The sequence below is a fragment of the Streptomyces aculeolatus genome (genome assembly GCF_020400605.1).
Lineage (GTDB): Bacteria > Actinomycetota > Actinomycetes > Streptomycetales > Streptomycetaceae > Streptomyces > Streptomyces aculeolatus.
Window position 1 is genome coordinate 70,501 of sequence record NZ_JAINRD010000003.1, and the last position, 12,004, is coordinate 82,504.

General features: G+C 74.4%; 14 protein-coding genes. All 14 read right to left on the reverse strand.

Features of this window, described 5'->3' with window-relative positions:
* Positions 1-31: 31 nt before the first annotated feature.
* The 14 genes from dmpG to LG396_RS06975 all read right to left on the reverse strand — a co-directional run bounded on the left by dmpG (position 32) and on the right by LG396_RS06975 (position 11,925).
* A complete protein-coding gene (dmpG, locus tag LG396_RS06910) occupies positions 32-1,054 on the reverse strand; it encodes a 4-hydroxy-2-oxovalerate aldolase (RefSeq protein ID WP_225794056.1) in 1,023 nt (340 codons plus the stop codon).
* Complete coding sequence (locus LG396_RS06915; RefSeq protein ID WP_100301515.1) at positions 1,051-2,022, reverse strand: acetaldehyde dehydrogenase (acetylating); 972 nt, start codon at positions 2,020-2,022, stop codon at positions 1,051-1,053. The genes dmpG and LG396_RS06915 overlap by 4 nt, the downstream gene beginning before the upstream one ends.
* Positions 2,019-2,849 carry a 2-keto-4-pentenoate hydratase gene (locus LG396_RS06920; RefSeq protein ID WP_018851445.1) on the reverse strand — a complete coding sequence of 277 codons (831 nt, stop codon included), beginning with the start codon at positions 2,847-2,849 and terminating at the stop codon, positions 2,019-2,021. Before LG396_RS06920 ends, LG396_RS06915 begins: the two co-directional genes overlap by 4 nt.
* Before the next feature lie 94 nt (positions 2,850-2,943).
* Complete coding sequence (locus LG396_RS06925; RefSeq protein WP_018840858.1) at positions 2,944-4,380, reverse strand: aldehyde dehydrogenase; 1,437 nt, start codon at positions 4,378-4,380, stop codon at positions 2,944-2,946.
* Positions 4,355-4,585 (reverse strand): 2-hydroxymuconate tautomerase, encoded by a 231-nt coding sequence (thmT, locus tag LG396_RS06930; RefSeq protein ID WP_027745277.1) that lies wholly within the window; start codon positions 4,583-4,585, stop codon positions 4,355-4,357. Before thmT ends, LG396_RS06925 begins: the two co-directional genes overlap by 26 nt.
* Complete coding sequence (locus LG396_RS06935) at positions 4,557-5,255, reverse strand: cysteine hydrolase family protein (protein ID WP_100301512.1); 699 nt, start codon at positions 5,253-5,255, stop codon at positions 4,557-4,559. Before LG396_RS06935 ends, thmT begins: the two co-directional genes overlap by 29 nt.
* Positions 5,252-5,965 (reverse strand): FadR/GntR family transcriptional regulator, encoded by a 714-nt coding sequence (locus LG396_RS06940; protein ID WP_018840855.1) that lies wholly within the window; start codon positions 5,963-5,965, stop codon positions 5,252-5,254. Before LG396_RS06940 ends, LG396_RS06935 begins: the two co-directional genes overlap by 4 nt.
* A gap of 5 nt (positions 5,966-5,970) precedes the next feature.
* Positions 5,971-7,035 (reverse strand): amidohydrolase family protein, encoded by a 1,065-nt coding sequence (locus LG396_RS06945; protein ID WP_018840854.1) that lies wholly within the window; start codon positions 7,033-7,035, stop codon positions 5,971-5,973.
* Between the two features lie 37 nt (positions 7,036-7,072).
* Complete coding sequence (locus LG396_RS06950) at positions 7,073-7,402, reverse strand: extradiol ring-cleavage dioxygenase (RefSeq protein WP_130457532.1); 330 nt, start codon at positions 7,400-7,402, stop codon at positions 7,073-7,075.
* Between the two features lie 53 nt (positions 7,403-7,455).
* Positions 7,456-8,304 (reverse strand): DODA-type extradiol aromatic ring-opening family dioxygenase, encoded by an 849-nt coding sequence (locus LG396_RS06955; protein WP_018840852.1) that lies wholly within the window; start codon positions 8,302-8,304, stop codon positions 7,456-7,458.
* Between the two features lie 84 nt (positions 8,305-8,388).
* Entirely contained in the window at positions 8,389-9,336 is a 948-nt protein-coding gene (locus LG396_RS06960) for a creatininase family protein (RefSeq protein WP_225794057.1), read from the reverse strand.
* Entirely contained in the window at positions 9,333-10,187 is an 855-nt protein-coding gene (locus LG396_RS06965; RefSeq protein ID WP_225794058.1) for an ABC transporter ATP-binding protein, read from the reverse strand. Before LG396_RS06965 ends, LG396_RS06960 begins: the two co-directional genes overlap by 4 nt.
* Complete coding sequence (locus tag LG396_RS06970) at positions 10,184-11,020, reverse strand: ABC transporter permease (RefSeq protein WP_225794267.1); 837 nt, start codon at positions 11,018-11,020, stop codon at positions 10,184-10,186. The genes LG396_RS06965 and LG396_RS06970 overlap by 4 nt, the downstream gene beginning before the upstream one ends.
* Before the next feature lie 5 nt (positions 11,021-11,025).
* Positions 11,026-11,925: an ABC transporter permease gene (locus LG396_RS06975; protein WP_225794059.1), complete on the reverse strand. Its 900-nt coding sequence runs from the start codon at positions 11,923-11,925 to the stop codon at positions 11,026-11,028.
* Between the last annotated feature and the right edge of the window lie 79 nt (positions 11,926-12,004).

The following is a 12,004-nucleotide window of genomic DNA, read 5'->3' on the forward strand; positions in this document are numbered from 1 at the left end:
CCCCGCCCGAACAGCGGGGCGTCTCAGCCGGCTACGCCCCGGCCAGGTCGAGGGCTATGTCGGTGATCATGTCTTCCTGGCCGCCGACCATGCCCCTGCGGCCCACCTCCACCAGGATCGTGCGCGTGTCCAGGCCGTAGCGGGCCGCCGCCGCCTCCGCGTGGCGGAGGAAGCTGGAGTACACGCCCGCGTAGCCCAGGGTCAGGGTCTCCCGGTCGACGCGGACCTCGCGGTCCTGGAGCGGGCGTACCACGTCGTCGGCGGTGTCCATCAGCGGGAACAGGTCGCAGCCGTGCTGCCAGCCCATCAGGTCCGCGACCGCGACGAACGCCTCCAGCGGGCAGTTGCCCGCGCCCGCGCCCTGGCCGGCCAGGGAGGCGTCCACGCGGACCGCGCCGCTCTCGACGGCGACGACGGTGTTGGCCACGCCGAGGGCCAGGTTGTGGTGGGCGTGGATGCCGAGTTCCGTGGCCGGGTCCAGGGCGTCGCGGTACGCGCGGAAGCGGGCGCGTACGCCGTCCATCGTCAGCCGGCCGCCGGAGTCGGTGACGTACACGCAGTGGGCGCCGTACGACTCCATCAGCTTCGCCTGCCGGGCCAGCTCCGCCGGTTCGGCCATGTGGGACATCATCAGGAAGCCCGCCACGTCCATGCCCAGTTCGCGGGCCGCCGAGATGTGCTGGGCCGAGATGTCCGCCTCGGTGCAGTGGGTCGCGACGCGCACCGAGCGGATGCCGAGGCGGTGGGCGAGGCGGAGGTCCGCGAGGGTGCCGATGCCCGGCAGCAGCAGGGTCGTGGGGATCGCGGTGCGGGCGGCGTCGGTGACGGCTTCTATCCACTCCCAGTCGGTGTGGGCGCCGATGCCGTACGTGATGCTGGAGCCGGACAGGCCGTCGCCGTGGGCGATCTCGATCGCGCCCACGCCCGCGACGTCGAGCGCGGCGGCGATGGTACGGGCCTGCTCGACGGTGTAGCGGTGCCGCAGGGCGTGCATGCCGTCCCGCAGGGTCACGTCCTGGACGTACAGCGCGGTGGATCCGGAGGTCTCGGTCACGGGGTGCTCACCTTCGCGGTTCGGTCTGCGGCCATGCGCTCCGCGGTGCGCAGCGCGGCGGAGGTCATGATGTCGAGGTTCCCGGCGTACGACGGCAGGTAGTGGGCGGCGCCCTCGACCTCCAGGAAGACCGAGACCTTCACGGCCCCGGGAGCGTCCGCGGGCGCCAGCGCGCGCAGGGGGTCGTCCGCCGCCACCCGGTCGAACTGGACCCGCTGCTTGAGCCGGTAGCCCGGCACGTACGCCTGCACCGAGGCGACCATCTCCGCCACGGAGTCCGCGACCGCCCCCTCGTCGCACTCGCCGACCAGGCAGTACACGGTGTCGCGCATGATCAGCGGAGGTTCCGCCGGGTTCAGCACGATGATCGCCTTGCCCCGTGCGGCGCCCCCGACCTGCGCCAGGGCGGCGGCGGTGGTCTCGGTGAACTCGTCGATGTTGGCCCGGGTGCCCGGTCCCGCGGAGCGGGAGGCGATGGAGGCGACGATCTCGGCGTAGTGCACCGGGGTGACCCGGCTGACGGCGGCGACGACCGGGACGGTGGCCTGGCCGCCGCAGGTGACCATGTTGACGTTGGGCGCGTCCAGGTGCTCGTCGAGGTTCACCGGCGGTACGACGTACGGGCCGAGGGCGGCCGGCGTCAGGTCGATCACCCGGCGGCCGGCGGCCCGCAGCACCTCGTCGTGCCGGCGGTGGGCGCCCGCGGAGGTGGCGTCGAAGACGATCGCCACGTCCGCGAACCCGTCCAGCTCCAGCAGCCCGTCCACGCCCTCGTGCGTGGTCGCCACGCCGAGGCGGCGGGCGCGGGCCAGGCCGTCGGAGGCGGGGTCGATGCCCGCCATGGCGGCCATCTCCAGGGTGCCGGAGAGCCGGAGCACCTTGATCATGAGGTCGGTGCCGATGTTGCCGGAGCCGATGACGGCGACCTTCGTACGGCCGGTCGCGCCACCGGGAGCGCTGTCGCTCATCGTTCCTCTTCCTTCCCGAAGGTGACCCGCGCCGAGCCGAGGCCGGTGATGCGGGTTTCGAACATGTCGCCGGGGGCCGCCGGGACCATGGGCCCGAGCGCGCCGGTCAGCACGACGTCGCCGGCGCGCAGCGGGTCGCCGGCGGCGGCGAGCACGGAGGCCAGCCAGACGGCCGCGTTGAGCGGTCCGCCGAGGCAGTCGGTGCCGCTGCCCGCGGAGACCTGCTCGCCGTCGCGGGTGAGCACCATCCGCACCGCCCGCAGGTCGACGCCGGTCAGCGGGACCGGGGTGCCGCCGAGCACGAACAGCCCGCTGGAGGCGTTGTCGGCGACGGTGTCGGCGTAGGTGATGTCCCAGTCGGCGATCCGGCTGTCGACGATCTCCAGCGCGGGCAGCGCGAAGTCCACGGCGCGCAGCACGTCGGCGACGGTGCTCTGCTCGTGCGGCAGCCCCGCGCCCAGGACGAGGGCGACCTCCGCCTCCACCTTGGGCTGCAGCAGCCGGCCGGCGGGTACGGTGCCGCCGTCCGGGACGGCCATGTCGGACAGCAGCGCGCCGAAGTCGGGCCGGTCGACGCCCAGTTGCCGCTGCACGGCGGGCGAGGTCAGGCCGATCTTGCGGCCCACGACGCGCCGCCCGCCGCCGAGCAGCCGCTCGGTGTTCAGGCGCTGCACGGCGTACGCCGCGGCGGTGTCCGCGGCGTCGATCAGGCCGCGTACGGGCGGGCACGGGACGCCGGTGCGGGCGGCTTCGGCGAGCGCGTCGGCGGCCTTGGCCACCGCGTCCGGCGGCGGGGCGGCGCCTTCGGCCCGTGAGGGAGCAGGCATGCGGGCACTCCTGACGTGAGGGAGGGGTGAGCGGTGCGGGGACGGCGGGTGCGGGGAGGGGCGGCGGCGTGGTGTGCGGCGCGGGGTGGGGTCGTCAGGCGGGGGTCACGGCCATCACCACTGCCTTCGGCTCGGTGAAGAACTCCCTGCTGAAGTTCCCCCCTTCGCGGCCCACCCCCGAGTCCCCGACGCCGCCGAACGGCGCGCGCAGGTCGCGGATGAAGAAGCAGTTGGCCCACACGGTGCCCGCCTTCAGCGCCGCGGCCACGCGGTGCGCCCGGGAGAGATTCTCGGTGAAGACCATCGCGTTCAGGCCGTACGGGCTGTCGTTGGCGGCGGCCACCGCCTGTGCCTCGGTGTCGAAGGGGGTGACGACGACGACCGGGCCGAAGACCTCCTCGCGGTGGATCCGCGCCTCCGGCGGCGCGCCGGTGACGACGGTCGGGAGCACCGTCCAGCCGTCTCCGCGCCCGCCGGTGACGACGGTGCCGCCGTCGGCGGGCACGCCGTCGAGGTAGGAGGTGACCTTGGCGTGGTGCTCCGCCGAGGCGAGCGGGCCGAGCTGGGTCGCCGGGTCCTTGGGGTCGCCGGTCACCAGCGCCTCGGCGGCGGCGGTGAAGCGGGCGAGGAACTCGTCGTACACCTCGCGCTGGACGTACAGCCGGCTGCCGGCGAGGCAGACCTGCCCGGCGTTGCTGAAGATCGCCTTGATCGACCAGGAGACGGCGGAGTCGAGGTCGGCGTCGGCGAAGACCACGTTGGCGCCCTTGCCGCCGAGTTCGAGGCTGACCGGGGTGAGGTTCGCGGCGGCGGCACGGGCGATGGCGCGCCCGGTGCCGGACTCGCCGGTGAAGGTGATGCGGTCGACGCGCGGGTCGGTGGTCAGCGCCTCGCCGGCGGCCGCGGGCCCGTAGCCGTGCACGACGTTGAGGACGCCGGGCGGCATGCCCGCCTGGAGCGCGAGCCGGGCGAGCAGCGTCGCGGACGCCGGGGTGTCCTCGGCGGGCTTGAGCACGACGGTGTTGCCCCAGGCCAGGGCGGGGGCCACCTTCCAGGTCTCCAGCATCAGCGGGAAGTTCCACGGCGCGATGGCCGCCACCACCCCCGCGGGCTCGAACCTGCTGTAGGCGTGGTGGCCGCTGTCCATGGGCAGTGCCTCGCCGGCCGCGAGCCTGGCGTGGTCGGCGAAGAAGCGGAAGTTCAGGGCCGAGCGGGGGACGTCCTTGGCGGTGCTGTCGGCGATCGGCTTGCCCATGTCGGTGGTGTCCGCGAGGGCGAGTTCGCCGCGGTGCTCGTCGATGAGGTCCGCGAGCCGGTGCAGGATCGCGCCGCGTTCGGCGAAGCCCATCCGCGGCCACGGCCCGTCGTCGAACGCGCGCCGCGCGGCGGCGACGGCGAGGCCGGCCTCCTCCGCGCCGCCGAGGGACACCTCGGCCCACGGCTCGCGGGTCCACGGGTCGACGGTGGCGAAGGTCTCGCCGGAGGCCGACTGGATCTCCCGGCCGTCAACGATGTGCGGAATGAGGTCCATGGTCCTCGCCTTTCTGGTCCTGCTTCTCCTGGATGGTCACGTCGCCCGCCGCCCAGTGCGTGGCGGGCACCTCGCGGAGGATCACGCGGATGCTCTCCGGCGGCGCGTCCGCGGTCCGGGCCACCGCCCGGGTCACCTCGCCGATGAGGGCGCGCAGTTGGTGCGGCGGGCGGCCTTCAACGAGCGTCACTTCGACCAGCGGCACCGGTCCTGCTCCTCTCGTGCGACGGGTCGGGGCCGGGGCCGCCGGCGAGCAGCCCCGCGGCCTGACCGCCCCCGACGACCTCGGCGAAGACGGTGCCCATCAGCCGCAGGCTGGCGGCGTGCAGCTCCTCGACGTAGCCGGCGACGGCGTCGCGGGCTACGACGACCCGCAGGTCCCGGAAGAAGGCGTCGCGCACGGTGGACTCCACGCAGAAGTCGGTGCGTACGCCCGCCATGACGAGGGTGTCGACGGCGAGCCGGGCCAGCAGGTCGTCCAGCGACGTGCGGTGGAAGGCGCTGAACCGGGGCTTGACCACCACGTGGTCCCCGGGCCGGACGTCGAGCCCGGCGACCGGCTCCGCGCCCCAGGTGCCGCGGCGCAGGCCGCGCTCGCGCAGGAACGGACTGCGCTCGGCGAGCAGCCCGACGGAGTCGTCGTCGGGCCACTCCATCCGCACCCACACCACCGGCCGGCCGCCGCTGCGGGCCGCCGCCACCAGGGCGTTGATCCGCTCCACGAGACCGTCGAGGCCGGCGACCCGCAGCCCGGCCGCGGCGAAGACGCCGTCGGGGTGGCAGTAGTCGTTCTGGACGTCGATGACCACGAGTGCCGCCGTGGCAGAAGCCGCCGCGGCGGAACCGGACGTGGCCGGAGAGGTCGGTGTGCTCATCCGGGCTCCCTCGGTGTGACGGTGAGGCCGGCGTGGGCCTCCATGGCGGCGTCGAGCCGCTGCCTGCTGCCGGAGGCGATGGCCTCGACCAGCTCGCGGTGCACGGCGGCGCCGTCGGGGTTGATCCGGCTCGGCTCGTCGGCGGTGACGCCGCGCAGCCGGCTGGCGACGAACTCCAGCAGCGAGACGTAGGTGTGGCGCAGGATCTGGTTGGGCGTGATCTCGGCGATCCTGCGGTGCAGCGCCCAGTTGGCCGCGAGGTAGTCGGCGGCCGACAGCCCCTCGACGGCCATCTTCTCGGCCAGCGCGCGCAGTTCGGCCAGGTCGGCGTCCGTGCGGTGGCGCATCGCCTCCTGCGCGACGAGCGGCTCCAGGTTGTCCCGTACCACCAGGCAGTCGGAGACCGACACCGAATCGCCGCTCAGCTCCAGCATCTTGCGGCCCAGGCGGACGAGCGCGGGCGGCGAGGCGACGAAGATGCCGCCCTTGACGCCGGGGCGTACGGAGACGGTGCCGCGGGAGACCAGCAGCCGGACGGCCTCGCTGAACGTGGCCGCGGCCACGTCGTACTCGCGGCGCAGGCTCTCCTTGGTGCCCAGCTTGTGACCGCTGGGCAGGGACTGCTCGGCGATGCGCCCCTCGATCCGCTTGGCGACCGCCTCGGCGCGGGATGACCGGCGCAGCTCGTCCGTCCCTGCTTCGCTGCTCAATGTCCTCAGCCCTTCGACTGGATGGAATGGGATGGCGAGGGTAGCGAGCGCCCGCCGGCGGCCGTCGCGGGCCCGGTGCCGAGGCCCAGACCCGGCAGCAGCGCGGCGGCGTTGCCGCCGAGGATCGCGGCCTCGTCGGCGGCGTCGAGCCCGATGCGGCGCACGGTCTCCAGCGGCCGGTCGTCCATGAGGTCGAACGGGGTGTCGGTGCCGAGCAGTACGTTGCGGGCGGTGACGTCCTCGACGAGCCGGGCGATGGTCCGTACGTCGAAGACCGCCGTGTCGTACAGCAGCCGGCGCAGGAACTCCGTCGGCTCGCTGCCGACCACGCGCGCCACCGGCTTGCGGTGCCAGCCCAGGTCGAGCCGGGCGCCGACGGCGTGCGCGCAGCCGCCGCCGTGCGCGAGGCAGAGGGTCAGCTCGTGCCGTTCGAGTACGCCGCCGAAGATCAGCCGGGAGACGGCGAGGGCCGTCTCCAGCGGATAGCCGAGGAGTTGGACGAGGTGGTAGTCGGCGAGCCGGTCGCGCTCGGAGACCCGGCTGGGGTGCAGCAGGGTGAAGCAGCGGCGGGCGGCGAGCACCGTCCACAGGTCCTCGTTGACCGGGTCGTCCAGCTCGCGGCCCGCGCCGAAGGTGCCCATGGTGGCGCCCACCAGGCCGAGTTCGTCCAGCGCGCGGGTCAGCTCCGCGGCGGCCCCGGGGTGGCCGACGGGCACCGTGGCCAGCCCGTGCAGCCGGCCGCCGGACTCCGCGGCGAACTCCGCCAGCGCGTCGTTCGAGCGCCGGGCCAGCTCCAGTGCCAGCGCGTCGTCCGTCGCCTGGGAGGCGAAGAGGAACGGCGGCGCCGCGACCACGTGGTGGTCGACGCCGGAGGCGTCGAGCAGGGCGAGCCGGTGGTCCATGGCGTACTGCTCGGGCGGCAGCGGCACCGGCGCGCCCGCGGGCAGCCCGCACAGCGCGGGGTCCAGGGTGAGCACGCGGTCGCCCGCGCGGGAGAGGTCCGCGCGCCCCTCCCGCTCCAGCGCGCGCAGCAGCGGCAGGGGCATGGCGTGCGTGTGGATGTCGATCACAGGCGCGGGGGGTGCGGTCCCCGTACCGGTCGGCGTGTCAGTCACCGCGCGCTGCCATGTAGGTCTCGTACTCGTCCCCCAGCAGCGAGCGGATCAGCGCCGTCGCGGCCTCTGAGGTGCCGGCCTTCTCGCCGGTGCCGTAGATCAGCCGGGCCAGCTGCGACAGCAGGTAGGGGTGCAGCCCCAGGTCGTACAGGCGCCGGAAGTCGCGCGCGGCGATCGCGGTGCGCTCCTCCTCGGTGAGGGGGTACGCGGCCAGGACCTCCGCCTCGGACGTCTCGAAGCGGGCGCGCAGCTCGCGGTCCCACTTCAGCTCCTGCACCAGGTCGTTCGTCCGCAGTTGCGGATCGAAATGGTCGAGTGCCATCAGGTGTCCTTCTGTAGTGATTCGGGCGTCGTGGGGGTGCCGGTGCCGGCGGGTCAGGGCAGGTGCCACTGCACGGCGCCGACGCCGCACCGCCACTGATCGACCGCGACGTACCCCAGCGAGGTGCACGGGCGCGGGCCGATGGCGCCCATGACCACCACCCACGACAGCAGCTCCGCGGTGCCGCCCGAGCCGGCCTGCTCCATGCGGTCGAACGTCGCCTCGGTGAGGATCCGCTCGTGGTCGCCCTCCTGGAGCAGGTCGAGCCACCAGCGGTCGAACTTCTCGTCGATGTCCAGGTACCGCGGGCCGCCGGGCTCGTGGCTCAGCCCGCCGGAGCCGAGCAGGCCCACGCGCAGCCCGTCGGGCAGGCGGGTGCGGATCGCCTCGCCGAGCGCCTCTCCGAAGGCGTAGCAGGCGCGCTCGTCGGGGACCGGGGGGACGGTGCAGTTCTGCAGTACGGGGACGACCCGCACCCCCGTCTCGACGAGCCGGGCCATGGCGGTGGGCACGGAGAGGTTGTCGTCGAAGCGCAGGTCGCCGGGCTCGGCGCGCAGGCCGGGGCCGCTGTCCCGGACGGCCTCGAAGAGGCCGGCGGCGACGCCGGGGTCGCCGGGCAGGGTGTAGTCGTCGACGCGCAGCCAGGGCTTGAACCACTCGTCGGGGCCGCGGTGTTCGGCCGCGAGGCCGAAGGTGAAGTCGGCGTAGTCGCTCACCCGGGCGTTGGCGACGTGGTCGTTGCCGACGACCAGCAGCACGTCCGCGCCCGAGTCGACGACGGCGTCGTGCACGGCGTCGTACGCCTCGGTGACCACCCGGCGCTCGGGCTCCGGTGCCTTGTCGAACCAGCCGGTGAGGCCGGGCGTGTGGCTCGCGGCCAGGGCCAGGCATATCTCTGCCATTGCTCCTCGAACTCCTCCGTGTGTCGCTGAACTGTCGTGCGGTGCGCGTGCGGTACGCGCCGGGCCCCCGCTGCGGGCGCGGGGTCAGCCGGTTCCCAGCCGCTCCTCGATGGCGTCCGCCGCCAGTCGGGCGGCGGCGGCGTGCAGCTGCCGGCCCTCGTCGGCGCCGGCCGCGGCGGGGTCGCCGAAGTAGCCGCGCGGCGTCACGCGCCGGGCGTCGTCGTAGCCGCGCCGCCAGACGGCGAGTTCGGACAGGCCGTGGCCGGTGGCGGGCAGGGTGGCGCGGACCTCGTCGCGGACGAGGCCGGGGTGGGTGTGCAGCATCACCGACGTCTCCCACCGGCCGGCGTGGACGTCGATGCCGCCCGCGCCCGCGCCGCCCGCGGCGGACCCGGGAGAGGAGACGGCCACCCGGCCGCCGGGCGGCGCCCCGGGGGACGCCGCGGAGGCGTGCACGGTCAGCGCCGGGTCGTCCGGGTCGAGGCCGAGGCGCTGCGCCAGCTCCGGTTCCACGACGAAGCTGATGTCGGCGCCGGTGCGCTCCCGCCCCGCCCGCACCCCGGCGTGCACGGTGCGGTTGTGCAGCGCGTCGCCGTGGCCGGAGAAGCAGAAGACGCGCCGGAAGCCGTCGCCCGCCAGGCCGGTGAGGAGGTCGGCCATGACCTGCTCCATCAGCTCGGGGCGGATGCCGTACGAGGCCGGGAAGCTGCCGGAGACGACGTTGATGCCCCAGTAGTACGGCGGCACGATGAGCGCCTCGATCCCGCGGCCGGCCAGCAGCCGCCGGACCTCGCGCAGCCGGGCGCCGGGCAGGTAGACGTCGGTGCCGGCGGGCAGGTGCGGGCCGTGCTGCTCGATCACGCCGAAGGCCCAGAGCAGCACGGCCCCGTCGCGGGCGGCGCGCTCGACCTCGTACCAGGTCAGCTCGGCGATGGTGTCGGCGAACACGTCCGTCGTGCCCGCCGGCCCGGCCGGGGGCGCCTGCGGCGTCCCGGCTCCCGGGACGGCTGCGTCCACTCCGCCGCCGGTCATGGCCGGTCCCCCGCACCGGCCGCGGCGGCGGCGGAGTGGAACGTCTTGGCGCGCTGCACGTGGCCGTAGACGGCGGCGCGCAGTTCGGCGAAGCGGGGCAGCGCGCGGGTCGTCAACTGCTCGCGCTCGGCGGGCAGGTCGACGTCGATGTCCTCCATGACCACGGTCGGCGAGGCGGACAGCACGAGCACCCGCTCGCCCAGGTAGACCGCCTCGTCGATGTCGTGGGTCACGAACAGCACCGTCATGCCCAGCTTCCGCCACAGCGAGCGGGTCAGGTCCTCCAGCTCCGCCCGGGTCTGCGCGTCCACGGCGGCGAACGGCTCGTCCATCAGCAGCACCTTCGGCTCGTACGCGATGGCGCGGGCGATGGCCACGCGCTGCTGCATGCCGCCGGAGAGCTGCCAGGGGTACGCGGCCGGGGCGTCCTGGAGCCCGACCGAATCCAGCGCCTGCGCCACCAGGGCCGCCCGCTCCGCCTTGCCGATCTTCTTCTGCTTCAGCGGGAGTTCGACGTTCGCGCCGACGGTCATCCACGGGAACAGGCTGCGGCCGTACTCCTGGAAGACGACCGCCATGCCGGGCGGCGGGCCCTGCACCCGCGCGTCGCCGAGGCGCACCTCGCCGGACGTGGGTGCGAGCAGCCCCGCGACGCACTTCAGCAGCGTCGTCTTGCCGGCGCCCGAAGGGCCGACGATGCAGGCCAGGTCGCCCGCGCCGACGGTGAACGTCAGGTCGCGCACGGCCTCGACGGTCCGCCCGGAGCCCTGGTAGACCTTCCGCACTCCGCGGACGGCCAGCGCACCCGCGCTGTACTCGGTGGCGGGCGCCGCCGCCTTCGTGCCGGTCATTTCTCACCTCGCTGCGACTGCCTCAGGCCGCGGTACCAGCCGAGGACTCGGGACTCGAAAAGGGCGAACAGCAGCGACAGCGCGAAGCCGAGGAGACCGAGCAGCAGGATGCCGCTCCACATCTCCGGGATGGCGAACGACCGCTGGAACTGCACGACGGTGAAGCCCAGGCCGCTGGAGCTGGCGAACATCTCGCTGATCACCATGAGGATGATCGAGATCGAGAGCGCCTGCCGCAGCCCGGCGACGATCTGCGGTGACGCGCCCGGCAGCACCAGCCGGCGCAGCCGGGCGGTGCCGGTCAGGCCGTAGCAGCGCGCGGTGTCGGAGAGCACCTCGTCGATCGCGCGGACCCCTTCGACGGTGTTGAGCAGCACCGGCCACAGGGCACCGGAGATGATCACCACGATCTTCATGGTGTCGCCGATGCCGGCGACCAGCATGAGGACGGGGATGAGCACCGGCGGCGGCACGGCGCGGAAGAACTCCAGGACCGGCTCCAGCAGCGCGCGGATCCGCGGCCGGGTGCCGAGGAGTACGCCCAGGCCGATGCCGATGACCGCGGCGCCCAGGTAGCCGGCGGCCAGCCGGCCGAGGCTGGGCAGCACGTCGTCGACGATCCGCTCGGAGAACCAGGTCTCCGCGAACGCGGCCAGGATCTCGTCCAGCGTCGGGTAGTAGAAGTTCGTGCTGCGCGCGGCGAGCACCCACCACAGCGCGAGCAGCGCGGCGGGCAGCCCGAGGAGGTACGCCAGGTGCACCGCGCCGCTCCTGAGCAGCCGCAGCCCCCGGCCCGCGCGGCTCTCGGCGCCCTTCGTCTTCGTGCCGGTCATGCCGCTCACGCGCGGGCCTCCGTCCGCACCGAGGTGTGCCAGGACAGCACGCGCCGCTCCAGCGCCCGGGCCAGCACGTTCACGCAGACCCCGAGCGCGCCGGCCACCAGCACCAGCGCGTACATCCGCGGGATCGCGTTGCTGGACTGGGCGCGGGCGATCTCGCTGCCGAGTCCGGGGCTGCCGATGATGAGCTGGGAGCTGACGGTGAGGATCAGCGCCACCGACGCGGCCAGCCGCAGCCCCGTCATCAGGTACGGCAGCGTGGTCGGCCACACCACGTGGCGCAGCCGCGCCCAGGGCGAGAAGCCGTAGCCGACGGCGGTGTCGCGCGCCACCGGGTCGACGTCGCGGACGCCGCCGAGCACCTGGAGGAGCACGGGCCAGAAGGCCGCGTAGACCACCAGCAGCAGCGTCGAGCCGAGGCCGGTGCCCAGGACGAGCACCGCCAGGGGTATCAGCGCCACCGACGGGATCGGGCGGAGGAACTCGATGGTGGAGGCGGTGGCCTTGCGCAGCACCTCGACACTGCCGATCACCAGCCCCAGCGCCGTGCCGGCCACGACGGCGATGGCCAGGCCGTACGCCCAGCCCTCGACGGTGTCGAGCAGGGCGGTCCAGAAGGCGCCCGAGCCCAGCTCGTCGCCGAGCGCGCCGAGCATCTCGCTGAAGGGCGGCAGGTACTTCGCGGGCACGGCGCCGAGGCGCGGCAGCAACTCCAGCACGGCGGCGAACAGGACGATGCCGAGGACGCCGAGCGCGGCGTCGGGCACGGCCCGCAGCCGGGCCGCGGCCGAGGGTGCGGCGGGGGCGGGGACGGCCGTGGCGGGCGGGTCCGGGGGCCGGTCCGCCGCCGGCGACAGCGCGGGCGGGCGCCCGGTGTCGGCACGCTGGTGAACTCTCACGTCTTCTCCGGCATCTTGGGGGCTGGTGGGTCGGGTGCTCCTCGGGTGCAGAGCAGGGGCCGGCGGCGGCCGGCCTGCG

Excerpts from the sequence above, each read along its gene's own strand:
- LG396_RS06970 (WP_225794267.1), bottom strand. The coding sequence starts at position 11,020 with ATGACCGGCACGAAGACGAAGGGCGCCGAGAGCCGCGCGGGCCGGGGG.
- LG396_RS06950 (WP_130457532.1), bottom strand. The coding sequence starts at position 7,402 with ATGGCACTCGACCATTTCGATCCGCAACTGCGGACGAACGACCTGGTG.
- LG396_RS06915 (WP_100301515.1), bottom strand. The coding sequence starts at position 2,022 with ATGAGCGACAGCGCTCCCGGTGGCGCGACCGGCCGTACGAAGGTCGCC.
- LG396_RS06960 (WP_225794057.1), bottom strand. The coding sequence starts at position 9,336 with ATGACCGGCGGCGGAGTGGACGCAGCCGTCCCGGGAGCCGGGACGCCG.
- LG396_RS06965 (WP_225794058.1), bottom strand. The coding sequence starts at position 10,187 with ATGACCGGCACGAAGGCGGCGGCGCCCGCCACCGAGTACAGCGCGGGT.
- LG396_RS06935 (WP_100301512.1), bottom strand. The coding sequence starts at position 5,255 with ATGAGCACACCGACCTCTCCGGCCACGTCCGGTTCCGCCGCGGCGGCT.
- LG396_RS06955 (WP_018840852.1), bottom strand. The coding sequence starts at position 8,304 with ATGGCAGAGATATGCCTGGCCCTGGCCGCGAGCCACACGCCCGGCCTC.
- LG396_RS06925 (WP_018840858.1), bottom strand. The coding sequence starts at position 4,380 with ATGGACCTCATTCCGCACATCGTTGACGGCCGGGAGATCCAGTCGGCC.
- LG396_RS06920 (WP_018851445.1), bottom strand. The coding sequence starts at position 2,849 with ATGCCTGCTCCCTCACGGGCCGAAGGCGCCGCCCCGCCGCCGGACGCG.